Raw genomic sequence first — 25,428 nt, forward strand, 5'->3', positions numbered from 1 at the left:
CTCTAAAGCCGCATTGAGCCCAATAGCCCTTGCAGAAAGTGCTCGCCGGCTTCCATCTGGCTGATCTCGATGAACTCGTCAGGCTTGTGCGCCTGTTCTATCGAGCCCGGGCCACAGACCACCACGGGTACATCCAGCCGCTGCTTGAACAACCCGCCCTCGGTGCCGAAGGAGACCTTGGCGGTACCGGTATCCGGTGCGGCAAAGTTCTTCAGAAAACGCACCGCTTCGACACTCGGGTGAGTATCGAGGCCGGGATAGACGTTCAGGGTTTCGATTTCGATGTCCGCCACACTGGACAGCTTTTTGGCTTCACGCACGATCACTTCGGCGCGCTCGCGCATCTGCTCCAGAAACTGATCCGGATCGTCCGCCGGCAAGTTACGCACTTCGAAATCGAGGGTGCACAGATTCGGCACGATGTTCAGCGCCTTGCCGCCGACAATCTGCCCGACATGCACGGTGCTGTAAGGCACGTCGTAATCCGCATCCTGCGCGCCCTGCTCTTGCAGTTGCTGCTGGCTCTGACGCAGCGCAGCGATGAAATCACAAGCCACGTGTATCGCGTTGACCGAACGCGGTGCCAGCGAGGAATGCGCTTCCAGGCCGCGACAGTAAGTGCGGTAAGAACCCTTGCCCTTGTGCCCGAGCACGAATTGCATATGGGTAGGTTCGCCAATCACACACAAAAACGGCCGCACCGGCGCCAGGTGCAGCACGTCGAGCAAACGGCGCACACCCACGCAACCGATCTCTTCGTCATGGGACAGCGCCAATTGCAATGGCCGGCTCAAGGAATGGTCAGCGGCGTCGAGCATGGCGTCGATGGCCAGCGCGATAAAGCCCTTCATATCGCAACTGCCACGCCCGTAAATCCGCCCGTCCTGCACCGTCGCCTGAAACGCCGGAAAGGTCCAGGCCTGCCCCGCTGCCGGCACCACATCGGTGTGCCCGGACAGCAAAATCCCCGGCACCTCCCGTGGACCGGTACTGGCGAACAGGTTGGCCTTTTTGCCGCTTTCGTCCTTGACGATCAATGACTCGATGCCCTTGGTCAGCAGCAGATCGCGCACGTACTCGATCAAGGCCATGTTCGACTCCGAAGAGACGGTGTCAAAGGCCATCAGACGTTTGAGAATGTCCAGTACGCGGGGTTTCATGAGGCCCTGCTCCTTTGCTCAGTTGTCCGTTGCTCGGCTGAAGAAGCGAATCGGTTGATGGAGAACGGTAAAATCGAAGTGCTGGTGCTACCGGTGCTGATCAGTTCGGCCATCACGTCGCCCACGCCCGGACCGAGCTGGAAGCCATGGCCGGAGAAACCGAAGGCATAGAACAAGCCATCAACGGTGCCACTTGGCCCCATCACGGGCAGAGAATCAGGCAGATAGCCTTCGATGCCGCTCCACACGCGGATGATGTTCAGGTTGCCGACACCCGGCAGCAGACGCCGCATCTGATCCATCTGATTGAGAATGCTGCGCGGCTCGACATAGGCCCGGCGGTTGAGCATGTCTGGTTCGCTGCGATAGCCGCCACCGATGATGATATTGCCGCGGGGTATCTGGCGGAAATAAATCACTTCCTCGGGAATTTTGGTGTACACGCCGATCACCGTCGGCAAGGCGTACGGCACCGGTTCGGTCACGGCCATTTGCGGGCCTTTGGTCTCAAGCGGCACCGGCTCGCCGAACTGCGCCGAGAGTTTCTGGCCCCAGGCGCCGGCAGTAATCAGCAGGCGCTCGGCGCTGAACTGGCGGCCGTCGGTGGTGCTGATGCTGAACTCGCCGCCGACCTTCTGCACCTCGGCCACTTCAGTGCGCTCTTCGATCCGCGCGCCGAGACGTCGTGCCGCGCGGGCAAATGCCGGGGCCGCCAGACGCGGGTTGGCGTGCCCGTCGTGGGGAGCATAAGAGCCGCCCTTCACATCCGGGCCGAGAAATGGGAAGCGCTTGTGTAACTCGTCGCCACGAAAGATCTTCAGGTCCAGCTGCTCAGCTTCAGGGGCATCTGCGTAGGCTTGCAGCTCGGCGATCTCGTCTTCGCGGTAACACACCCGCATATGCCCGCTGGCGATGAATTCCAGGTCATCGTCGATCAGCTCCGGCAGACGCTTCCACAGCGCCCAGGAGCGATTGGCCAGTTCCAGCTGCCCAAGATAACGCCCTTGACGTCGTACGTTGCCGAAGTTCACGCCGCTGGCGTACTGACCGATCTGGTCGCGTTCCAGCAAAATCACTGACTTGCCGCGCTGGCGCAGGAAAAACGCCGCCGCCGAGCCCATCAGGCCGCCGCCGACAATCACGACATCGGCTTTGTGTAGCGTCATGACGACACCTCCTCGGTGAGCATCGAAAGGGGTTTGACCGGTGCCTGACCGCGCTGACGACCGACCTGTTCCACGCAAACGCCGGCGGCAGCGGCAATCACTTCAGCCCCGGCCTGGGAGCAATAACGCCCCTGGCAGCGGCCCATGCCGACCCGGCTGAAAGCCTTGGCCCGGTTGACTTCACAGGCGCCTTTTTCCCGAACCACTGCACGCAATTCGCCTGCGCTGATCATTTCGCAGCGGCAGACGATGGCCGTGTCCGGCAACGCTTTGGCTTGCGCCGCCGGCCAGGGAAACGCCTGGGCCAGACCGAGACGAAATTCATCCATCACCGCTAGCGCGTGCCGTTGTTCGTCGCGCAACCCGATGTTCACCGGTTGCTGCAGATCTTCCAGCAGCGCCATGGCCGCCAGTCTCCCGGCGTGCTCGGCGGCATCGGCACCGCGAATTTTCGAACCGTCGCCGGCGGCATATACACCGCTGACCGAGGTCCGACCGTCTTCATCGACGGCCAGCCACCATTGGCTGGAGGCCTCATCAAAGCGCATACGGCAGCCGGCCAGGTCGGCCAATTGGGTTTCCGGGCGCAAGTGATAACCCAGCGCCACTGCATCGCACGCCACCGTCAAGGTTTCGCCGCGCGCCGTGCGCACGCGTACGCCACTGACACCGTTGGCCGCATCGCCTAGCACTTGAAGCGGCGAAATGCCCAGATGCACCGGGATTTTCGCTCGATAGAGTTGCGCGAGCAGTTTCATCCCGGTGAACAGCAATCCGGGGCGCGCCAACAGCTTGGGCAACGCACCGATTCGCTTGCTCAACGGCGAAGTGTCGAGCACCGCCGCGACCTTGGCCCCGGCTTTCACATACTGACTGGCGACCAGATACAGCAACGGTCCGCTGCCCATGAACACCACGCGGTGGCCGATGGACACGGCCTGGGACTTGAGCGCAATTTGCGCCCCGCCGAGGCTGTAAGTGCCCGCCAATTGCCAGCCTTCGATCGGCATCAAGCGGTCGGTGGCACCGGTGCACAGGATCAGCGCGTCGTAATCCACCGTCGAGTGTTTGCCCTGGCTGACGCAGCACAGTTGCCCCGGCGTCAGGTTCCACACCAGCGTGTCCGGACGGTAATCGATCTGCCCGCGCAAGCGGTCGAAGCTCTGGTGCAGGTCGTTGGCCTTGGTGGCTTCGGTGCCATACAGCGTGGCGTAATCGCGGGTAAACCCTTCGGGCTGGCGACGGTAGATCTGCCCGCCATCCCGACGATTCTCATCGATCAGGATCGGCTTGAAACCAGCGGCGACCAGGGTTTCGGCACAACGTATGCCGGCCGGCCCGGCGCCGACGATAACGACTCGGTGAGTGTTCAGCCGCGCAGTGGCCATATCGCCTCCGGTTGTGTGGTGACAATATCCAGCCCTTCACGGACCTCATTGGAACAGGCGCGCAGACGCTCGCCGCTGCGGGTCCAGACCCAACAGTCCTGACAGGCGCCCATCAGGCAGAAACCGGCGCGGCGCCCCGGATCGAACTCCGATTGGCGCAACGCCGAGCCCTGAGTCAGCAGCGCGACCATCAGCGTATCGCCCTGCAACGCCTCGATAGGCTTGCCGTCTACCATCAGTTTGATGGTGGGCCGGCCCTGTTCGGCCAGCCTTACGAAACGCCCGTTCATGCATAGGCTCCCGTTATCATGCTGTTTGAATCCTTCTGGGTTTTCAGCAATTCGGCACTGTCGTGATGACAAAGGACTTCACTGCCGCCAACAATCGTCCGACGGGGCGCAGGGACGCAATTGCACAGACCGTCGACCCGCACCGGGCAACGATTGAGGAAGGTGCACAGCCCAGGCACATCGGCCTTGGCCCCGATCGGCGGCAGTGTTCCGCAGGTGGTTGTTCCGCAAGCTTCCAGCCAGCCCTGGCGCAACTCCGGCACCGAGTGGATCAACAAATCGGTGTAGGGATGAAACGGCGCCTCGGCGTACGACTGGCGACTGCCGGCCTGAATCTTGTGGCCGCTGTACATCACCACAATGTCATCGCACAGCGCCCGCACGGTGGAGATGTCATGGCTGATGAACAGGTACGACACGCCCAGTTGCTGACGCAGGTCGCGTAGCAGTTCGAGAATCGCTGCGCCCACCACGGTATCCAGCGCGGAGGTCACTTCATCGCACAGAATCAGATCCGGCTTGGCCGCCAGGGCCCGGGCCAGATTGACCCGTTGCTTTTGCCCGCCGGACAGTTCGTTCGGGCGGCGTTCGGCCAGGGTTCGCGGCAAGCGCACCAGATCCAATAGCTCGCCAATACGTTCGCGCAGAGCGGCGCCCTTAAGGCCGAAATACATCTTCAGCGGACGACTCAGAATGGTGCTGACGCTGTGCATCGGGTTGAGTGCGGTGTCGGCATTCTGGAAGACCATTTGAATGCGTCGGAACTGCTCATCGGTGCGCGACGACAGGCTGCCACCCAAGGGTTGGCCATCGAAGGTCAGACCGCCGAGAGCGGGCGCCAACAATCCGGCCACCACCCGCGCCAGGGTCGACTTGCCAGAACCCGACTCACCGATCACCCCGATGGCCTGGCCTCTGCGAACCGTCAGGTCGATGTCTTCCAGCACGCGAATGGCCGGCATGCCTTGCGCATTCTTGTTGCCGTAACCGGCGGTCAGGCCCTGGATGGTCAGTAGCGGCGTCTCTTCGGCGATGCCGCAAGGCGGGCGGATCGTCGTGTCCGGCCGCGCCGCCGCCAGCAGGCTGCGGGTATATTCATGGGCCGGGCCATCGAGCAATGGGCCGGTGGCGCTCTGTTCGAAGATCTGGCCGCCATTGAGCACCACGATCTGGTCAGCCATCTGCGCGACCACGGCCAGGTCATGGGAGACGTAGACCGCCGTCGCGCCGCGTTCGCGCACCACCCGCTTGAAGGCACGCAGCACATCAATCTGAGTGGTCACATCAAGTGCTGTCGTCGGTTCGTCGAGCACCACCAGCAGCGGATCGCTGATCAGCGCCATGGCCGCCATCACCCGTTGCAGTTGCCCGCCGGAGACTTGATGGGGGTAGCGTTGGCCAATGCGATCGGGGTCTGGCAGAGCCAGATCGCGGAACAACTCGATGGCCTTGGCCTCAAGCACAGCCCGGCTGCCCAGACCATGAATCAACGCGCCCTCCACCACTTGGTCGATGAGTTTTTTCGCCGGGTTGAACGCCGCCGCAGCGCTTTGCGCGATGTACGACACCCGGTTGCCGCGCAGGCCTTGCAGCTCGCTTTCGCTCAACGCCAGCATGTCGTGTTCGCCGATTTGCACCACGCCGCCCGCCAGCCGACAACCGCGCCGGGCATAACCGAGCAACGCCAGGGCGATGGTGGTCTTGCCGGAGCCAGACTCACCGATCAACGCCAGCACTTCACCTTTTTGCAGGGAGAAGCTCACGCCCTTGACGATTTCCACCTCACCGAGCTCGCCACAGGCGACCACTCGCAGGTCCTGAACTCGAATTAATTCGCTCATTTCAATGACCTCCCGAACGTCGACTACGTCGCGATGAAAACCGGTCGATAAACAGATTCACACCGATGGTCAGGGTGCCGATGGCCAACGCCGGAATCACGATGGCAGGCGCGCCCTGATTGAGGCCGCCGATGTTCTCGCGCACCAGCGACCCGAGGTCGGCATCCGGTGGTTGCACACCCAGGCCCAGGAAGCTCATGCCGCTGAGCAGCAACACGATGAAACCGAAGCGCAGCCCCAGGTCTGCCAGTACCGGGTTGAGCATATTCGGCAGAATTTCCACGCAAGCCACATACAGCCGACGCTCGCCACGAGTACGGGCCACTTGCACGTACTCCAGCGCTTCGATGTTCACCGCCATGCTGCGGGCGATACGGAACGCGCCCGGGGTGAAGCTCAATACCGCCGTGCAGATCAGCAAAGTGACCGAGGAGCCGAAGGCCGAGACCATGATCAGCGCCAGCATCTTGCTCGGGATCGAAATGAAGGCGTCCATCAGGCGACTGATCAACTCATCCAGCCACTTTGGTGAAACCACCGACAGCAACGCAAAGCTGGTCCCCAGACCGCTGGCCAACACCGCGGCAATCAACGCCAGGCCGACGGTGAATCGTGCGCCGACGAGGATCCGGCTGAGCATGTCGCGGCCCAGGTAATCGGTGCCGAATGGGTACGCCGCGCTCAGGTTGTCGAAGACATTATCAGAGACCACTTCCCCCACCGGATGTGGCGCCAGCCACGGGCCGAAGATGGCCACCAGCAACCAGATCACACACATCGCTGCACCGATCAGACCGAGCCAGGACGATCCGTGGGAAACCTTGCCCAGCGCCAATTTGGAAGTAGCCGGCGATTTCACAATGAGATTGTTCATTGATTTCTCAGCCTCGGATTGGAAAGAATCGCGCACAGGTCGGCAATCAGCACCAACGTCAGATACGCCGTACAAAACAACATGGTGCAGGCTTGAACCAGTGCCATGTCGCGGTTGGTCACGGCATCGACCATCAGGCTGGCGATGCCGGGGTAGTTGAAGATCGTCTCGACGATCACCACCCCACCCAACAGATAGGACAGGCTCAGGGCGATGGCATTGGCAATCGGCCCGATGGCATTGGGCAAGGCATGGCGCAGGACGATCCGCATCTTGCTCACGCCTTTGAGCCGGGCCATTTCCACGTAAGGACTGTCGAGCTGGTCGATCACCGCCGCTCGAGTCATACGCGCCATTTGCGCGACAATCACGCAGCACAACGTCATCACCGGCAACGCGTAAGTGCGCATGAATTGCCAGGGTGACGTGATGTCACTGGCGTAGGACAGCGCCGACAACCAGCCCAGGTTCACCGCAAAAATCAGCACCGCCAGGGTCGCGACCAGAAACTCCGGCACCGCCACCATGGTCAAGGTGAAAAAGCTGAGGACACTGTCGATGCGCCCGCCCCGGCCCATGGCTGAACCGATGCCGAGGATCAGCGCCACCGGCACTGATACCAGCGCCGTGGCGCCCGCCAGCATCAGAGTGTTGGGCAGCCGCCCGGCCATCAAGTCACTGACCGGCATGGCGTTGGATACCGACAGCCCCATGTCACCGCTAAGCAGGTTCATCAACCAGTGCAGGTAACGCAACACACCGGGCTGATCCAGCCCCATTTTCAGGCGCAAGGCTGCCACTTGTTCCGGCGTGGCGAACTGCCCCAGAGACTGTTGCGCCGCGTCCCCCGGCAGCACCGCCGTGATGGCGAAAACCACCATGGACACAATCAACAAGGTCACGATCGCCGCGCCCAGGCGCCGGCCGATCAACCAAAGTGTGTTGCTATTCATCACCCTATCCTCATGCAATATCGCTGCAGCAAAAACCCGACTTCCATCAAGCGTCCAGCCAGATCTGCTCGGCAAACATGTAGCCCATGAAACCGCCTAGAGGGTTGGTGCCATAGCCTTTGACGCGCTGGTCGGCGCCATCGATGTTGCTGATGAACACCGGCACGCCGATACCGCTGTGCTGATGCACCAGGGTTTGCATGTCTGCGTACATCTTGCCGCGCTTGACCTCGTCGGTTTCACCGCGGGCCTGTATCAGCAACTGGTCGAACTGATCGTTCTTCCAGCCCGATTCGTTCCATGGCGCGCTGGACTGGAAGAACTGCGAGAAAAGCATGTCGGCATTGGGCCGCGGGTTGATGTTGCCGAAGCTGATCGGATGTTTCGCCCAGTGGTTAGACCAGTAGCCATCGCTCGGCAGGCGGTTGACGTCGAGCTTGAGCCCGGCCTGTTTGGCCGACTGCTGCAGCAGCACGGCGATATCCACCGAACCGGTTGCGGCGGGCGAGCACATCAGCGGCATGGTGATGTTTTCCATGCCGGCCTTTTTGAGCAGGAACTTGGCTTTTTCCGGGTCGTAGGCACGTTGTGGCAGGTCGGCGTTGTAGAAGCGCGCACCGGGTGCGATCGGGTGATCGTTGCCGACCCTGGCGAAACCACGGAATATCGCCGACTTGATCTGTTCCCGGTCCAGCAGCAATTTCATGGCCTCGGTGAACTCCGGGCTTTTGCCTGGCAGCTGGTCCTGACGAATGATCAGGTCGGTGTAGTTACCCGACGGCGAGTCCACGACCCGATGCTTGGTGCTGGCCTTGATACGAACCGTTGAACGCGGGTTAACTTCGTTGACGATGTGTACGTCGCCCGACAACAGTGCGTTGATCCGTGACGACTCGTCGGCAATGCCGATAAATTCGATCTCGTCCAGATACGGCAAGCCGGGTTTCCAGTAATTGGTATTGCGCACACCAATCGAACGCACCCCGGGTTTGAACTCCTTGGCCTTGAACGGGCCGGTGCCAATGCCCTGGCTGAAATCGCTCGTACCCTCGGGAACGATCAGCATGTGAGAGATGGCAAGAACCGACGGCAGTTCAGCATTGGGGCCGCTCAGTTGTATCTGCACTTCATGGGTGCCGTTGGCCTTGACTTCGGCGAACTGCGACGCCAGCGGCAGGACCTTGGAACCGGTGATTGGATCCTTGTGCCGCAACAGAGAAAACACCACGTCGGCCGCTGTCAGAGGCTTGCCGTTGTGGAAGACCACTTCCTTGCGCAGAGTAATCACCCAGAGCGTGGCGTCAGTGGTGTCGATACGCTCGGCCAACTCCAGTTGCGGCACCATATGGCTGTCGAAACGCGTCAGACCGTTGTAGAACATGTAATGGCGCACATAGTCGGTGGACGATGAGCCTTTGGCCGGGTCCAGCGTATCGGCGGTGGAGCTGGATGAGCCTGCGACGCGGATACGACCGCCGGGCTTGCCTTTGCCAGGGCTTGCGGCTTCATCCTCGGCAAACAGCTTGCCGGCGGCGCCGAACAGGCTGCCGGCGCCCGCGACGGCCACCCCTGCCAACCCCAGCATTTGCAATGCATTGCGGCGTGACATGCCGCGATTGAGCCCTTCGAAAATGCGCAGACTTTCTTTCCCTGTGATCAACTGGGAGTCGATACTGTTTTTGTTGTCAGTCATGTCAGTTCTACCTTTCGAAAAATGATAAGGCTCGAGTGCTCGCGATTAATCGTGTGTGGTTGAAACGTAAAGCAAATACCTTGAACTCAGTGTAGGTAGTCCTGCAGGCGGTAATACGCCCCTACCAGAGGCAGGAACCAGGGCTTGCCGAAATGCCCGGGAATGGCCGGCCAGTCGAGTTCGCGCCAGGGATTGGCTTCGACCTTGCCGGCCATGACCTCGGCCATGACTTGCCCCATGTGCACCGACATCTGTACCCCATGACCGCTGTAGCCCATGGAGTAATAAACCCCTCCATGCTGGCCGGCCCGGGGCAACCGATCGGAGGTCATGTCCACCAACCCACCCCAGCAATAGTCGATTTTCACGCCAGCCAACTGCGGGAACATCTGCACCATCGCCGCTTGCAACACTTTGCCGCTCTTGGCGTCGGAAACGCTGTCAGACATGGCAAACCGCGCACGACCGCCAAACAGCAAACGGTTGTCCGGCGTCAGGCGGAAGTAGTTACCGATCATGCGGCTGGTGACATAGGAACGCCGTGCCGGCAGCAAGCTGTCGATCAGGGCCTGTGGCAGCACCTCGGTGGCGATCACGAAACTGCCCACCGGCACGATCCGCCGCCGATACCAACCCAATCCACCCTGCTGGCACGTGCCTGTAGCCAGCAGGACCTGTTTGGCGTGCAACGAACCCTTGGTGGTATTGACCTGATAGCCGCCGGCACGGGCTTTCCAGTCCGTCACCGGTGTACCTTGATAGATCAACGCACCGTGACGTGCGGCCGCCTCGGCCAGCCCGACACCGAAGCGCCCGACATGCATTTGCACGCCGTTACGCTGCAGCAAGCCTCCATGGAACTGGGCCGAATTGACTTCAGCACGGACCTCTTGCGCAGAGAGCAACTCGACCTCGGCATCGACCTCCCGCCGAATCAATTCGCAGGTGCGCGCCAGACCTTCGTAATGCATCGGTTTGGCAGCCAGCTTGAGCTTGCCATTGCGTTTGAGGTCACAGGCAATCTGCTCCTGCTCCACCAACGAAACGACGCTCTGCACGGCGCTTTCATAGGCCAGGTAATAGGCTCGCGCTTTATCAGCGCCGAGGCTGGCGCTGAGTGCCGCATAGTCCTGGGCAACGCCGGTGTTGCACTGACCGCCGTTGCGCCCGGAAGCTTCGCCAATCACCCTTCCGGCTTCCAGCACCACCACACTGGCCCCCTTCAAGGCCAGGGCCCGGGACGCCGCCAGGCCGGTGAGACCACCACCAACGATGGCCACATCGACCTGCCCGGGCAACGCACCGAGCTGGGCACCGGTGAATGCCGGTGCGGTATCGAGCCAATAGGACTCACTGCCCATGTCTAACCCCTTTTACCTTGAAGAGTGCCCTGAGACTCAGAGACCGACCAACCCGGCCAAACCACCAATATCGGGGATCTGGTGGTAGCTGTAGCAGGCGTTTCCAGGCTGTTCGTGACCACGGGCAACGAAGGCTTTGTTCTTGATCTTCATGTCGTCGGCCGGCATCAGGTCATAACGGAAGCTCGAAGACACATGCAGAACGTCCTCCGGCCCGCAGCCGAGGTTATCGAGCATGAACTCGAAGGCAGCCAGACGCGGCTTGTAGGCCTGGGCTTGCTGGGCAGTGAAGACTTTATGGAAAGGCGCGCCGAGCTTGTCGACGTTGGACATGATCTGCTCGTCCATCGCGTTGGAGAAAATGACCAGCGGAATCTTGTCGGCGATTTTCGCCAGGCCAGCCGGTACGTCGGCATGCGGACCCCACGTCGGTACGGCGTCGTAATAGAGCTGGCCTTCGCCTTTGTACTCGATGCCCCAACGCTTGCAGACCCGCGCCAGAGAGGTCTTGATAATCTCATCATACGGCCGCCAGTCACCCATCACCTGATCCAGACGATAGGCGGAAAAGTCCTTGACGAACTGATCCATTTGCCCGGCTGGGACACGATCGGCGAACAGCTCGCGCGTCATGTTTCCCATTTGGAAGTTGGTCAACGTGCCGTAGCAGTCAAAGGTAATAAACTTGGGTCGAAGAAAGCTCATGAGTGCAGTCCTTAATGATGGTTGAGGTCATGACGGGGCAAGCAGTTACTCCGTTCGAGAAGCATCGGGGCAACGCTGCATCACGAATTCATTACAACATCATGAGACCATGCATAAATCGTTAAATGTGCAGGCAGCTTGGTACAAACCACCGTTTTGCAGGGCTCGCTCAGCAGACTTTGCGGAACGCTCCAGACTCGGGCGTTTCACCTCTGTTTTTACGCCTTTTCGGGCAGTTATGGTGCGCTGACGAGCCCTGCACAACCGCAATCAAGTGGCGCAATCAAGCAGTTTGCTCTGGTTACCAAAAGCTATCGGCTAACCGTCAGCAAGAGGCTTTATCAGACGGGTTACTGACGTAAAACGAGTCAAGTTACGTTGGTGCAAAGTTAGCCCGGCAGATACAGCAGATTGTCCTTTGCAACCTTAAAGAACGGCATATTTCGTCTGGCCTGCTTTGTTAGCTTATTGAGAAGACTCGGCAGCCTTGCAAGGTCGCAAGACAGCCCGCCCTCTGCTGCTCGCAGTGCCTATTACCGTTCTAAGGGAGCTAATTGGATGACAACACAATCTTTAAATAGCCACAGCGTCGATCCGCAAACGTCTCACACGTTTTATATCAACGGCTGTTGGTCTTCCCCGGCAATCCCGGCCAGTTTGCCGGTGGTCAATCCGGCAACTGAAGAGGTTGTTGCGCACGTCGCGCAAGGGTCCGCCGAGGATGTTGATCGGGCGGTCGCTGCGGCTCGTGCAGCATTTGCTGGTTGGTCTTCCACCTCGGCAGAATCGCGCGCGCTTTTCCTTGGAAAGATCTATGACCTCATCCTTGAACGAAAAGAAGTGCTTGCCCAGGCGATCTCTCTCGAAATGGGCGCTGCCATCGGTTCCGCACGGGCCATGCAAGTGCCTCTTGCAGCCGAACATGTACGAGTCGCGCGTGATTTGCTGTCCACCTATCGTTTCCAAACGGTTGAAGGCGGCACCGCGATTGAACGCGAACCCATAGGCGTCTGCGCTCTCATTACTCCGTGGAACTGGCCGCTTTATCAAATCACTGCGAAAGTCGCCCCAGCTATTGCTGCCGGCTGCACAGTGGTCTTGAAACCCAGCGAACTGTCGCCTCTGAGCGCCCTTCTCTTTGCACAACTGGTGCATGATGCAGGCCTTCCACGGGGCGTGTTCAACCTGGTGAATGGAAGTGGTTCCGAGGTCGGCGCAGCCATGGCGGCGCACCCTGATATCGATATGATTTCGATTACCGGCTCAAACCGCGCGGGCGCGCTGGTCGCCCAGGCGGCCGCCCAAACGGTGAAACGCGTCACGCAAGAGCTGGGAGGCAAGTCGCCGAATCTATTGCTTCCCGACGCTGATTTCGCCAAAGCCGTCCCGCTGGGCGTGATGTCTGCGTTTCGCAACGTCGGACAATCGTGCAGCGCCCCGACAAGAATGATCGTTCCCAAGGACAGGCTGGCGGAGGTCGAATCGCTGGCTGCTGCAACCGCCAATGCGATTATCGTGGGTGATCCGCGTTCGGAAGAGACGGTACTCGGTCCGATTGCCAATGAAGCCCAGTTCAATCGCGTGCAAGCAATGATCGAAGCCGGCCTGAATGAGGGCGCAAAACTCGTTTGCGGCGGCCCCGGACGCGTACAGGGTTATGAAAAGGGCTTCTACACCCGACCAACTGTTTTCTCCGAGGTCGATTCCGCCATGCGGATCGCCCAGGAAGAAATTTTTGGTCCAGTGCTGTGCATCATCCCGTATGAGACAGTCGATGAGGCGATCGCTATCGCAAACGACACGGTCTATGGGCTGGGCGCCCATGTTCAGGCTCAGAACCTTGATCTTGCGCGTGCCGTTGCCTCTCGTATCCGCGCCGGACAAGTGCACCTGAATTACCCTGCCTGGGATCCAATGGCGCCATTCGGCGGCTACAAGCGATCTGGTAATGGTCGTGAGTATGGTGTCTACGGTTTCGAGGAGTACCTGGAAACCAAAGCAATCGTTGGGTTTGGCGGAGACTGATAGAGACTTCTTCGGGGATTACATGAAGAACGGAGGCGCCCCCGTTCCGCCCGGTACAAACCAGCGAAACGGGGCAGCGCGTCAAGTCAGTACGATCAGAATGTCACACTGGCGCTGAGGCGTGCCGTGCGCGGCTCGCCGACATTGACCTGCAGCTGGCTGCCGGTGGAAGACGGGTAGTACTGTTTGTCGAACAGGTTGTCGACATTGAATTGCAGCGAAGTCTTGTACCCGAACACCGGCGATTCCCAACGCACGAAGGCATCGGCCACGGTGTAGCTACTCAGCCAGAAATCGTTGGCGTTGTTTGCCGCACGCTCGCCGACGTAACGCGCGCCAGCACCGGTGTGCCAGGCACCGAACTCCGCAGGGATGTTCAGGTGGTGCGTGAGGTACAGGCTGGCGGTGTGCTTCGGCGCATTGGCGAGGCGGTGACCTTCGTCATCCGGATCGTCGAGAATTACCGTGTGGGTGTAAGCGTAGGTGCCGATCAGGTCCCAGCGCTCGGCCACACGCCCGGTGATGTCCAGCTCCAGGCCCTGCGAACCGACCTTGCCCGCCGCCTCCGAGAGGCTGACACCACTGACCGTCTGGCTGGTCACGACGTTTTTCTTGACGATGTCGAACAGCGCAAGGTTGATGTTCAACCCCGGCAGCGGATCGTACTTCGCGCCGACTTCGTAGCTGCGCCCCTCCTCCGGATCGAAGGTGTGGCCAGCATCGTCGACCTCGGTATTGGGCTTGAACGAACGGCTGTAGTTGCCGTACAGCGACAAGCTATCGGTGGCTTTGTAGACAAGGCCCAGAAACGGCACGAAGGCATCGCCGTTATCGTCGCGGTTGACGGTGTAGCTGCTGCCGCGGCCCTGATCGCTGTACTGATCGTAATGCTGCTGACGACCGCCGAGGGCCAGGATCCAGCGGTCATCGAGGTGCCAGTTATCCTTGAAGTACACCGAGCTGGAGGTCAGCTGGTTGCTCAAGTCGCTTTGAGCGGCGCTGACGAGACTGGGCTCGGCCAGACGACCATAAACCGGCGATGTAATGTCGAAGCCTGACCGTGCGGTATTACGGTAGGTTTTGCCGCGGAATTGGTCGGACGCTTCGGTGTCCGCGCCGACCAGCAGGTCATGGCGTTGGCCGAACAGTTCCTGCTGGCCGATGAAATCCCAACTGGCGTAACGGGTCTCATCATCGTAGTGAGCGCCGTTGGCAGCACGTCGCAGATTGTTGCCGGTCAACGAATTCGGCTGGGCAATCGAGAGGCTGTAGCGGTCGTTGTTCCAGCCGTAGGTAACGCGGGTTTTCCAATCATCACTCAGCTGATAGTCGAAACGCGCGGTGGCCAGTTCACGGATACCGACGCTTTTGGCCCATTTTTCGTCGAGGCGCTTGTCGTAGTCGATGTCTGCCGGGTGACCGTTGGTGAACACGGTGCCACGGTCGAAGGGACTGGAATAATCGTTGTATTCGTAGCTCAAGGTCAGGCTGGCGCGGTCGCCGGTCCAGGTCAGCGATGGTGCAACCAACGTGCTCTCATTCACGCCGTAGTTGCGCCAGTAATCTTCATGGCCACGTTCAGCAATCAGGCGATAGGCCAGGCCCGTATCTCCCATCGGCCCGGTGGTATCCACCGCCAGGGTGCCGCCGCCTTCGCTATAGGCCGAGCCGCTCAGGGTTGTGCTCCGGGTGTATTCAGGCTTTTTGCTGATCACGTTGATCAATCCGCCAGGCTCCAGCGCGCCGTAAAGCATCGAAGCAGGCCCTTTGAGCACTTCGACACGATCCGTCGTGGCGCTGAAGTTGTGCCCCAGATTGGAGCGCACGCCATCGCGCAGGATCGAGCCGTCATCGTTAGTGCCGAAACCGCGCTTGACCAGCGAGTCCCGGGAACCGCCCAGGGTGTTGCCCTGGCTGACGCCGCTGACGAACTTCATGGCGTCGGCCAGCGAACGCACCTGATAGTCGGCCAGAGTCTGCTGGGTGACCACATTGATCGATTGCGCCTCTTCCTTGATCGGCACATTGCTTTTGCTCGCCGTACTGGCTTGAGAGGTGGTGTAGCTCGTGTCTCGGCTGACGCGGCTTGCCTGAATATCCGTGGTCGGCAGTTCGAGGGCTTGCTGTGCCCACAGTGGACTGGCAAACATAACGCAGGAGAGTGTTGGCAACGCGTGTTTCATGAAGACCTTGCGGCGGGCAGAGGGGTGGGGCTGGCTCAAGACGTCGCACTCGATGAGTTAGTAATAACGATTCTCATTGTATTGTGCGATCTATTTTCAGTAAATACCCTTGACGGCCATCCGCGCGCTCTTGATCCACCACATCGGCAGGTTTGGGTATTGTCTGTCGGTGTTCTCTTTCAGCCAGTGCCCTGCGTGCGTCAAAAAAAATCACCTGTTAAAACAATCGGTTGAAACGCCTTAATAGATTATTGGACAGAAGGCTATATTTTTGACTGGTGACATTTGACAGGCCGTCTGGAGTGGTCGATACATAAGAGGGTCCACGTATAACCAAAGATGTAACTCCATTAATAGATATACGTCGTCCCCCTGCGTTAAGTTCACGATCGAAAGTGCTTGTTTTCCAAAGGACCGAGCGTTCGGACCCTGCGGTAGCTTTGGCCATCGTAAAGAACCTCCCTCCTCTGATGACGCGGCAATATCACTTATAGCGTTAAGTAACGTTTACACTTTCGATCAAGAGTTTTGATTAAACGCAGCCCCTGCAAGATAAACCTTCCCGCACTAGTCGGGGCGCGCGCCAGATTATTGACTCAACCTTTTTGTCATTGTGATTACATGCTTCATTATTGATACACCTGTTCCAGTGACTTAACACTTTCGCGATTCCACATTCTCTAAAGAGTTCATTGGAAGCGCAGTGGCATTGCTAATGCGCGAACAGACATGCTTAACCCATATTCCGGAGCTTGCCAGAATGCTGACGAGTACCCGAGGTGCCAGCTGGTATCTTTTACAATGCAAGCCGCGTCAGGATGAACGGGCACAAATCAATTTATTGCGACAAAACTACATTATATTTTGCCCGCAAATTATTAGCGAGCGCCTGATTCACGGCAAACCCCATCAATCGCTTGAATCTCTCTTCCCGGGGTACCTTTTCATTCAGCTGAGCCGTGACGATAAATGGGCGCCCTTGCGCTCTACCCGCGGAGTCAGCCGCATCGTCGATTTCAATCAAGGCCCGGCAACGGTCCCGGACGACGTTATCGAACATCTGCGTACCCGGTGTTTCAAACCACTAGAATTGCACACACCCCAACCATTCAAGCCTGGGGAAACGCTGCAAATAACCCGAGGACCACTGTCAACACTTGAAGGTGTTTTCCTGAGCACGTTAGGTGATGAGCGAGTCATGATTCTTCTACATTTCTTGAATAGAGAACATCAGGTTCGGGTGCCATTGACTGACATTGAGCGACCCCGGCCTCATTTATAAATGAATCATTGTCTTTTTTAACTAGCACTTTGCAACAACCGGTACAGCTCCAACTATATTTCTGTTACCGCTAGTACTCTTTTGAATTATTGCACTCCGCCCAGTTATTAATTGAACTTAGAAACTCCTCCCCCATGAATAAATTATTGATAGCTACCGGTATTACACAACCACATTCACCCACTGTTTTTCCGGTCTATAGTCATTGAACTCACCCCCCAGGAGCAATGATATGACCCTCAAGACCCGCGGCCCTTTCGCACTGATCATGATGTACTTATGTCCCGGAACGGCCTGGAGTCTTGATCCCCAGTCCATTGATATTTATGGGTTCGACTTCACCCCTACCCTGTTGTTTTCAGAAAGTTATGACGACAACTTTCGCGAACTGGAGCGGGCGCAGTCTTCCATGGTGACCAAAGTGGCGCCCACTTTCGAACTCAAGGCTGAAGACCGCAACAGTGCCACCCGACTTATCTGGCAGCCTACCCGGTACATTTATCATGACGACTCGGATGCTTCGAATACCGCACAACGCCTGCGCCTCAACACCATCATGGAATTCACCGACCGCCATCGACTGAAACTTGAAGCGGAAGCACGTAAATACGAGCGTACGACGTCGACCGCGGTCGATGGCATCAATGACAAGATTCGCAGTAACCGCGTCAATGGCCTCTATACCTTCGGCGCCAGGAGCGCTGCCAATCAGATCGATCTGGGCGCCAGTTACGCTCAACTTCGCTACGGCAATTCAGGCGGCATCAACGACGACAAAGAGCGCGATACCACTGGCCTGACTACCACTTGGTACCACCGCATCGGCAGCAACACACGTGGATTGCTGGAATACGACCATACCGACTTTGATTACCGGTCCAACAACCGTCTCAACAGCACATCCGATGCGGTCCTCGCCGGTGCCGAATGGGACTTCACCGCGCGCACCACCGGTAAAGTCCGTGTTGGTTATGAGCGCAAGAACTTCGATGACAGCAGTGTCGATGACCTCAGTAACCCGACCTGGCAGGTGGATCTGCGATGGAAACCACGAACCTATTCGACGTTCTCGTTTGTTGCCCGCCAAGCCATGGCCGAGGGCGACGACGGTGCTGATGCCGTCAAGACCACCACTGCTCTGGTCGGCTGGCGTCATGGCTGGACCGAACGCATCACCACAGTGGCCGAAGTCGGACTGGGCCGTTACGAATACGAAGGGCAGGACCGCACCGATGACCTTCGTGACTACAACCTTGCCGTGGAATACGCAATGCGCCGCTGGCTGGATATCGAGCTGGGCTATCGCTACCGCAACGATGACTCCGATGCCGACAATCAGAGTTTTGAACGCAACATCTTCTTGCTCAGCTTCAACGTAAGTCTCTAAAGAGGTTTCCCCATGAACTCGCGAATGCTTGTCTTGTTGTTCGTGCCGTGGCTGTTGCCCGTGACTTTTGCAGCAGACACCGGCGCCCAGTACAAACTGGCAGCCGGCGATGTATTGCGCATCACCGTGTTCGGTGAGCGGGATCTGAGCTTCGAGAAAATCCGTCTCAACGATGCCGGGATGTTTTCCTATCCATTCCTGGGTGAAATTGCCGCCAAGGGACTCACGCCCCAGCAGGTAGAAAAGGTCATCGTCGACGGCCTCAAGCAAGGTTATCTGGTCGATCCCAAGGTCAGCCTCAACCTGATCGCCTACCGCTCGTTCTACATCAATGGCGAGGTACAGAAACCCGGCAGCTATCCGTTCGAACCCGGGCTGACACTGGAGAAAGCCATCGCCCTGGGCGGCGGCCTGACCGAACGAGCCTCGATCAAGCGGGTGACCATCGTGCGCGGCGATGGCTCCCCACCACTGACCGACAAGGTCACGCGCAGCACTGCCATCGCCCCCGGTGACACCATATCCATTGCACAAGGCTTTTTCTAATCATGGACAACAGCCCTAGCATATATGTCGAACGTCCGATCCAGCCGCATGTGCCGCAGCATCAGCAGTACAGCGAGGACAAGGACACCATTGACCTGCTCAAATACTGGAGGGTGATCTGGCGCGCCCATTGGAAAATCGGCTGGCTGATACTGCTTGGCTGTGCGTTGGCGATGGCCACGCTGTCATTCATTCCCTCGCAGTACATCGGCAGCACCACGTTGCTGATCAAAGAGAAAACGCCACCATTGTTGGCCTTCCAGCAAGTCACGGATTCGAGCGCCGGTACCGTCGATTATTTGCAGACGCAACTGGCACTCCTGCAATCGCGGGATCTGGCCGAACGCGCGGTAAGAAAACTGAACCTCACCACCCATCCGGTGACCGATCCACGCCAGCAACCGCAGTCATGGTTTGCGCCACGCAAATGGTTGGCAACGCTTGAGCTTGGCCAATGGCTGCCAGTGCTGGGCCGTTTGACACCCATCGAGGTAATGCCCTCCGAAGCCGAGATCTTCAATCAAGTCACGCAGAACCTCATGCGGCGAACCAGCGTCAAATTCGTCGGCAAAAGCCAGTTGATCAACATTGAAGTGGAGTTGCCCGACCCAGGTTTGGCTGCCGCTACCGCTAATGCGATTGCCCAAGGCTTCATCGATAGTCAGTTCGACAACAGCCTGAAGTCCTCGCAGACCAACACCAGCTGGATGAACTCACGCCTGATCGAGTTGCGCAATAACCTGCGCAGTGCCGAAAACAAACTTCAGGCCTATCGGGAAGCGCAAGGCCTGGTCGACGTCGGCGGTGTCGCCACCATCAGCGCCAATGAACTGGAAATGACCGGCAACCGCATGATCGATGCCCGCCGTAACCTGGCAGAGGCCGAGAGCCGGTTCCGCCAGGTCCAGACCTTGAGCAATGGCAACCTGAGCAAACTCTCAAGTGTGCCGGCCGTCTTGAGTAATCCTTTGGTGCAGAAGTTCCAGGCACAACAAGCCAAGGCTCAAGCCAAGGTCGAAGAAATGTCCGGGCGCTACGGTCCAAAACATCCGACCCTTGTCGCCGCTCGCGCCGAGTTGCGAATGGCCACCGAAAGCTTGCGTCTGCAGGTTCGACAGGTAGTGGCCAGCATCGAACAGGATTACCAGCTAGCCCGAGCCAGCGAAAACTCATTGCGTCAATCATTCAACAGCAACAAGGCACAAATACAGGACATTTCGCGCAAGGAGTTTCAACTGCGTGAGTTCCAGCGTGAAGTCGACAGCAGCCGCGCGCTGTATGAAACCTTCGTCACCCGTTTAAAGGAAACCGCGGCCACGTCCGACATGGACTCCACCAAAGCACGCATCGTCGACCCTGCGATTGTTCCTCTGGAACCTAGCAAGCCGCGTAAAACACTGATTCTGGCGATTGTCGCCGTCGTGTCTGCGCTGATCGGCGTAGCGCTGGCATTGCTATCGGAAACCCTGAACAAAACCTTCAAGACCGACGAAGCAATCGAAAGGACGCTCGACGTTCCCCTGCTCAGCGTGGTGCCGCTGGTCACGAGGAAAAGCCGCCGGCAACTCGCGCGACTGTTCGACGACAACAACCATCCGCGTTTTTGCGAGACCATACGCAACTTGCGCACCTGGTTGATGTTGCACAGCGGCGATACGTCGTCACAGGTGGTACTCGTTGCCTCGACCATGGCCGAAGAAGGCAAAAGCACTATCGCCAACAACCTGGCGTACTCGCTCACAATGCTCGAGCGTGTCCTGTTGATCGACGCCGATATGCGCAGACCCAGCCTTTCGCTCAACTTCGATTTCCCGGCAGACGCACCGGGGTTGGCCAACGTTCTGGCGGGCACTGCGCGGCTCGAGGACTGTATCCGGACTGTCGGCAATCTCGACATGCTGCCGGCCGGGAAATTGTCGCCACCACCGCTGGATCTGCTCGGTTCGTCGCGCCTTGCCCCCATGCTTGAGGCGCTGAAGTCGCGGTATCAACGCATCATCATCGACTCCCCGCCAGCACAAATGGTCAGCGATGCACTGTTGCTGGCCAAGCATTCGGACGCGGTGATCTACGTGATCAAGGCCGAAAGCACGCCTGTCAGCCAGGTACAGAAGTGCCTTGCGATACTGCAGCAGAGTCATGCGCCGGTGTTCGGTGTGGTGCTTAACCAGGTTGACCTGAGCAAGGCACGCAAACAGGGCTACAGCCATTCCGATACGTTTCAGAACTACGACTACATGTCCCGGTAGAACCTTGCGCCTGTCTCACCCGTAGTCCCCTCCCAAACATCTACCAAAAGCTGCTTCATCCCAGTCGAGCTATACCAGCGTGCGGGAACGAGGGCGTGCAGTATTGGGCGCCGAAGTCCAACCCATGCCCGGAGGTTGCGCCGATGACATCGCTCTACACCGCTCAAATGACGCGCCGTCGAGGTCTGACCTTCTGGGGCCAATGGCTGTGCGCTCTCAGTCTGGTCAACATGCTGCTGATGTTGCTTGTGTATTGGCGCGTCGGCAGCCTGACCAGTGAATACCGCGTTCTGATGATTCTCACCGTTCTCGGTTCGGTGCCGATCTACAGCGTCATGCAGGTTTACCACAAGCGTCATGAGTGGTTGTCCGGGCTCGCTCGGCTGCTGGTGGCCTGGATGATTTTGCTGGCTGTTCTGATCAGCATTGCCTTCGTCACCCAGACCAGCGTGATTTTCTCGCGTCAGGTGATCATCGTCTGGGCCGTATTGGGTTACCTGGTCCAGGCGGCGAGCTTTTTGCCCCTGCATTACCTGGCCCGACTGCATTCGCACAAGCTCTGCAACGAGCGCCGCGCAGTGATCATCGGGACGTGTCCGACCGCACATACGCTGGCGAGAAAACTGTCCCGGCGCAATCGCGTGCCGCTAGTGGGTTTTATCGCGACCGCCGAACATACCGGCCCGGCACCGAGCGTTTTGCCGTTGCTGGGGCGCATCGACGAGGTTCGCGAAATCATCACCCGCCTGCGCATACGCCGCGTGTACATCGTCTTGCCGATGGCACAAGCCGCCCTTATTGAAGCGCTGTATATCGACCTGCTGGACATGAATGTCGACGTGGTCTGGATCCCTGATTTCGGCGGCATGGTGCTGCTCAATCAGTCGATTTCGGAAATAGAGCGGATGCCGGCCATCTACCTCAATGAGAGTCTTATCAGTTCGCACCCCGGCAGCCTGCTCTGCAAAGAGCTGTTCGAACGTAGCCTGGCCGCCGTGTCCATTATGGTGCTCAGCCCTTTGCTGCTGATCGTGGCGGCAGCCGTGAAGCTTTCATCGCCCGGCCCGGTGTTGTTCAAACAAAATCGCTACGGCTGTAACGCTGAGGTGATCAAGGTCTGGAAGTTCCGATCGATGCGTTTGCACGACGACAACGAAGTCCGTCAGGCCACCCGCGAGGACAGCCGCATCACCCCGCTTGGGCGTTTTTTGCGCCGCAGTTCCATCGATGAGCTACCGCAACTGTTCAACGTGCTCTGCGGCGAAATGGCCCTGGTCGGCCCGCGACCGCATGCGGTCACGCACAACATTTACTACACCGGCAAGGTTCGCGCCTACATGGCCCGTCATCGCCTCAAGCCGGGAATCACCGGGTTGGCCCAGATCACCGGGCATCGCGGTGAAACCCAGACGCTGGAAAAAATGCAGCAGCGCGTCGCCCAGGACCTCAACTACATCAACCAATGGTCGCTGTGGCTCGACATCAAGATTCTGGTCAAGACCCCTTTTACATTGTTCTCAAAAGACACTTACTGAGGAGTCAGGCAATGATCGACCTGGAATTGATCGGGCGCATCACCGGCCGCACGATCGGCCGGGTCAGCTTCGACTTCACGTCCATTGCCGATTCTGTCTTCAGTTGCGCCGAGAAACAGCGTCCGTCTGGCAGGGCAATACCGCGCGACCCGGCCAAGGCATAACAAAAGGAGAAACACCCGTGTCAGACCAAGCTCCCCTTTTACCGCATTCAGTGTGCGTCGTGATCCCAATGTACAACGGCGCCGACAGCATTGAGCAAACACTGGCGTCCCTGGTCGGGCAAACCCGACTGCCCGATCACGTCATCGTCGTCGACGATGGTTCCACCGACGACGGACCGCAACGGGTCCAAGACTTCGCGGCGCCGTTTCGCCTGACGCTGTTGCATCAAGCCAACGAAGGCCAGGCAAGCGCCCGCAACCATGGAATGCAGCATACTGAAGAGACTTTTGTGGCGTTTCTCGATGCCGATGACCAATTTTGTCCGCAAAAGCTGGAGCTACAACTGGCGCTGTATGACGAACTCACTAGTCAGGGACGGCCGGTGGGGCTAATCGACTGCTATACGCAGGTCAATTACAGCGACGGCAGGCGACAACTGGACAACCGGCGCAAGAACGGCAGGCATTTCTACGATTTCATCCACGCCAACGTCGTCAATGGCGTATCCACCGCGCTGGTCAAGCGCGATGTGATCATGCAACTGGGCGGCTTCGATGCCAGCCTGCGTTACTCCGAAGACCGCTTCATGTGGGCCCGAATAGCCGAACACTGGGAGATCCACACGGTGCCACAGGTGTTGCTGGAGCGCACGGTCAACAGCGGCAACATGACCGCGCAACCGAAAAAGTACTACCAGAACAAGATCAGGTTCATCGAAGTGTACCTGGCCCGCTACGGCGCGCAGCTAAGCAAGAAGCAACGGATCGATTTCGTGCTGGGCAATCACACCGACTTTCTCAATGCATTTTCCCGACGCGGCGAGCATGCCCAAGTGATTGGCGTGTACCGGCGAATGCTGGAATATTCCTGGCAAGCACTGATCTTCGACAACGGCAAACCGACCTTGCGCTACCTCTATGCCCACGCCAGATCATTGCGCAAGGCAACGGCGTCGACCATCGCTGATTGAGCCGGTATCAACGCGGCTTGGAACAGATGATCATCGATACCTGGCGGTGGCAGTCGTGTAATCCGCAGGGGTATCAGACTTCATTTGAAATTCCGGCGCCGATTGAGGCGAAGTGATACAGATGCTTAAAGAATGTCTGCTGGCATTACTGCTGTCGGTTTCGCTTGTTTGCAACGCAGCACAAGCGCCGTCCCGTGTACCCACCACCGGGCTCGTGCTGTGGCTGGACGCGGCCGATGCTTCAACAATGACCTTGGATGCGCAGAACCGTCTCCAGCGCTGGAGCGACAAATCCGGCGAGGCCAATGACGCCACAGTAGACGATGCTGCCTTGCAGCCACAGCGGATGGCAAACGCCCTGAATGGTCATTCGGTAGTGCGTTTCAGCGGCGCTTCGGCGTTTCTCGGCAAAACAATCCGAACGGCCAAAGGCCCTGTGACGGTATTGATCGTGTCCCGTAGATTACCCGAACAAGCCCAGGTCGATCCCTGGCAACGGTTGTTCAGCTCACGCCCGCAAACCGCCAACAACGATAACGTGTTGCCGAATTTCGCCATCAGCCTGCAACAGACCACCGCGTATGCGCCGACCTTTTCCGTCCTGGAGCTTTACGATGTGCCGATTGGTCCGTATGCAGTCGGGCGCAATGTCGTCGGCAGTTCCGAAAACTTTCGTGGCGACATCGCAGAAGTGCTGGTGTACGACCGTCCGTTTGCCTCCCTTGCAGAGCGCCAGCGTGCATTTCAGTACCTGGCAGACAAGTGGTCAGTTGCCATCCCCTTACAGGCCGATACCTGGACCCGTGTCGGACCACTCGGCACATTGCCGACCCGGACCAACGCCAATCTGCCGCTGTCCGATCAGGCCAATGCCGGTCAGTGGATCCTCAACACGAAACTGTCCGACGACTTCAATGGCACCACCCTCGACCCCGGGCGCTGGCACGTCAACAATGCCATAGGGACCGAATCGCTCGGACGCAAACCGGCGCTTTTCACTCCGGGCAATGCCACCGTCAGCAATGGCAACCTGAACATTGTCTTTCGCAAGGAAACCTTGCCGCAGAAGTATGTTCTGCTCGGTTTCAAGGACTATACCTCAGCCATGGTTCGTACCATTGAACGCGGCTTCTACGGATATTACGAAGCACATGCCAAACCCATGAACTCCGCAGCTTCCAGCGCATTCTGGCTCGCATGGACGGGCATGGCTGACAACGCAACCGAAATCGACATCTTCGAAATCGGCGGCAAGACCAAAGACGCTGCCTTCGACCGGCGATACAACATGAACGCCCACCTGTGGGCCACGCCGCAAAGCACCGAACATGTCGCCAACGGCAGCACCTGGATCAGCCCCTGGCGCCTGGCAAGTGCCTTTCATGTCTACGGCTTCGACTGGCAGCCCGACACCTTGCGCTGGTACGTCGATGGCGTGCTGGTCAGGGAATCGAAGAACACACACTTCTTCTTCCCCATGCAAATCGTCTTTGACAGTGAGGCCATGTGGAAATGGTTCGGCGTGGTTGACGATGCTGACCTGCCCTCCACCTTCAGCGTCGACTACGTCAAGATGTGGCGCCGTGCTCAATAGCCCGCACACGGCGCTATAACGTTCGTCCCGGATCAAATATCAATCGGCAGGGTGGTCTGTT

The 25,428-nt window shown here is 58.5% G+C and carries 20 protein-coding genes; 9 read left to right on the top strand and 11 right to left on the bottom strand.

Going from position 1 to position 25,428, the window contains the following annotated elements:
* Positions 1-2: 2 nt before the first annotated feature.
* The 10 genes from argE to PSH97_RS15645 form a co-directional block, all read right to left on the bottom strand.
* The gene (gene argE / locus PSH97_RS15600; protein ID WP_305445704.1) at positions 3-1,160 is read right to left on the bottom strand and encodes an acetylornithine deacetylase; all 1,158 of its coding nucleotides are present in this window, start codon (positions 1,158-1,160) and stop codon (positions 3-5) included.
* Positions 1,157-2,326: an NAD(P)/FAD-dependent oxidoreductase gene (locus PSH97_RS15605; RefSeq protein WP_305445705.1), complete on the bottom strand. Its 1,170-nt coding sequence runs from the start codon at positions 2,324-2,326 to the stop codon at positions 1,157-1,159. The genes argE and PSH97_RS15605 overlap by 4 nt, the downstream gene beginning before the upstream one ends.
* Positions 2,323-3,714, bottom strand: a complete 1,392-nt coding sequence (locus tag PSH97_RS15610; RefSeq protein WP_305445706.1) for an FAD/NAD(P)-dependent oxidoreductase — start codon at positions 3,712-3,714, stop codon at positions 2,323-2,325. Before PSH97_RS15610 ends, PSH97_RS15605 begins: the two co-directional genes overlap by 4 nt.
* Positions 3,696-4,004 (bottom strand): (2Fe-2S)-binding protein, encoded by a 309-nt coding sequence (locus PSH97_RS15615; RefSeq protein ID WP_305445707.1) that lies wholly within the window; start codon positions 4,002-4,004, stop codon positions 3,696-3,698. Before PSH97_RS15615 ends, PSH97_RS15610 begins: the two co-directional genes overlap by 19 nt.
* Positions 4,001-5,845 carry an ABC transporter ATP-binding protein gene (locus tag PSH97_RS15620; RefSeq protein WP_305445708.1) on the bottom strand — a complete coding sequence of 615 codons (1,845 nt, stop codon included), beginning with the start codon at positions 5,843-5,845 and terminating at the stop codon, positions 4,001-4,003. The genes PSH97_RS15615 and PSH97_RS15620 overlap by 4 nt, the downstream gene beginning before the upstream one ends.
* A 1-nt stretch (position 5,846) precedes the next feature.
* Complete coding sequence (locus PSH97_RS15625; protein ID WP_305445709.1) at positions 5,847-6,719, bottom strand: ABC transporter permease; 873 nt, start codon at positions 6,717-6,719, stop codon at positions 5,847-5,849.
* Positions 6,716-7,672: an ABC transporter permease gene (locus PSH97_RS15630; protein WP_305445710.1), complete on the bottom strand. Its 957-nt coding sequence runs from the start codon at positions 7,670-7,672 to the stop codon at positions 6,716-6,718. The genes PSH97_RS15625 and PSH97_RS15630 overlap by 4 nt, the downstream gene beginning before the upstream one ends.
* A gap of 46 nt (positions 7,673-7,718) precedes the next feature.
* Complete coding sequence (locus tag PSH97_RS15635) at positions 7,719-9,365, bottom strand: ABC transporter substrate-binding protein (RefSeq protein WP_305445711.1); 1,647 nt, start codon at positions 9,363-9,365, stop codon at positions 7,719-7,721.
* 86 nt (positions 9,366-9,451) lie between these two features.
* Positions 9,452-10,726: an NAD(P)/FAD-dependent oxidoreductase gene (locus PSH97_RS15640; protein WP_305445712.1), complete on the bottom strand. Its 1,275-nt coding sequence runs from the start codon at positions 10,724-10,726 to the stop codon at positions 9,452-9,454.
* Positions 10,727-10,762: 36 nt separating this feature from the next.
* Positions 10,763-11,431, bottom strand: coding sequence for a haloacid dehalogenase type II (locus PSH97_RS15645; RefSeq protein ID WP_205888857.1), 669 nt, complete (start codon positions 11,429-11,431; stop codon positions 10,763-10,765).
* 558 nt (positions 11,432-11,989) lie between these two features.
* Here PSH97_RS15645 and PSH97_RS15650 point away from each other — a divergent pair.
* Positions 11,990-13,456: an aldehyde dehydrogenase family protein gene (locus PSH97_RS15650; protein WP_305445713.1), complete on the top strand. Its 1,467-nt coding sequence runs from the start codon at positions 11,990-11,992 to the stop codon at positions 13,454-13,456.
* 95 nt (positions 13,457-13,551) lie between these two features.
* On the opposite strand, the gene PSH97_RS15655 is transcribed toward PSH97_RS15650, so the two are convergent.
* A complete protein-coding gene (locus tag PSH97_RS15655; RefSeq protein ID WP_305445714.1) occupies positions 13,552-15,678 on the bottom strand; it encodes a TonB-dependent siderophore receptor in 2,127 nt (708 codons plus the stop codon).
* Positions 15,679-16,399: 721 nt separating this feature from the next.
* Here PSH97_RS15655 and rfaH point away from each other — a divergent pair.
* The 8 genes from rfaH (at position 16,400) to PSH97_RS15695 (ending at position 25,367) form a co-directional block, all read left to right on the top strand.
* On the top strand, positions 16,400-16,921 hold the full coding sequence (rfaH, locus tag PSH97_RS15660; RefSeq protein ID WP_305445715.1) for a transcription/translation regulatory transformer protein RfaH: 522 nt from the start codon (positions 16,400-16,402) through the stop codon (positions 16,919-16,921).
* A 232-nt stretch (positions 16,922-17,153) separates the two neighbouring features.
* On the top strand, positions 17,154-18,308 hold the full coding sequence (locus tag PSH97_RS15665; RefSeq protein ID WP_305445716.1) for an outer membrane beta-barrel protein: 1,155 nt from the start codon (positions 17,154-17,156) through the stop codon (positions 18,306-18,308).
* 12 nt (positions 18,309-18,320) lie between these two features.
* A complete protein-coding gene (locus tag PSH97_RS15670; RefSeq protein ID WP_305445717.1) occupies positions 18,321-18,854 on the top strand; it encodes a polysaccharide biosynthesis/export family protein in 534 nt (177 codons plus the stop codon).
* A 2-nt stretch (positions 18,855-18,856) separates the two neighbouring features.
* The gene (locus PSH97_RS15675; RefSeq protein ID WP_305445718.1) at positions 18,857-21,103 is read left to right on the top strand and encodes a GumC family protein; all 2,247 of its coding nucleotides are present in this window, start codon (positions 18,857-18,859) and stop codon (positions 21,101-21,103) included.
* Between the two features lie 143 nt (positions 21,104-21,246).
* Entirely contained in the window at positions 21,247-22,638 is a 1,392-nt protein-coding gene (locus PSH97_RS15680) for an undecaprenyl-phosphate glucose phosphotransferase (protein ID WP_305445719.1), read from the top strand.
* An 11-nt stretch (positions 22,639-22,649) separates the two neighbouring features.
* Positions 22,650-22,802, top strand: a complete 153-nt coding sequence (locus PSH97_RS15685; RefSeq protein WP_305445720.1) for a hypothetical protein — start codon at positions 22,650-22,652, stop codon at positions 22,800-22,802.
* A gap of 68 nt (positions 22,803-22,870) precedes the next feature.
* Complete coding sequence (locus PSH97_RS15690) at positions 22,871-23,773, top strand: glycosyltransferase family 2 protein (RefSeq protein WP_305445721.1); 903 nt, start codon at positions 22,871-22,873, stop codon at positions 23,771-23,773.
* 121 nt (positions 23,774-23,894) lie between these two features.
* Complete coding sequence (locus tag PSH97_RS15695; protein ID WP_305445722.1) at positions 23,895-25,367, top strand: family 16 glycosylhydrolase; 1,473 nt, start codon at positions 23,895-23,897, stop codon at positions 25,365-25,367.
* Positions 25,368-25,428: the final 61 nt, after the last annotated feature.

Origin of the sequence: Pseudomonas cucumis (genome assembly GCF_030687935.1) — a bacterium.
GTDB lineage: Bacteria > Pseudomonadota > Gammaproteobacteria > Pseudomonadales > Pseudomonadaceae > Aquipseudomonas > Aquipseudomonas cucumis.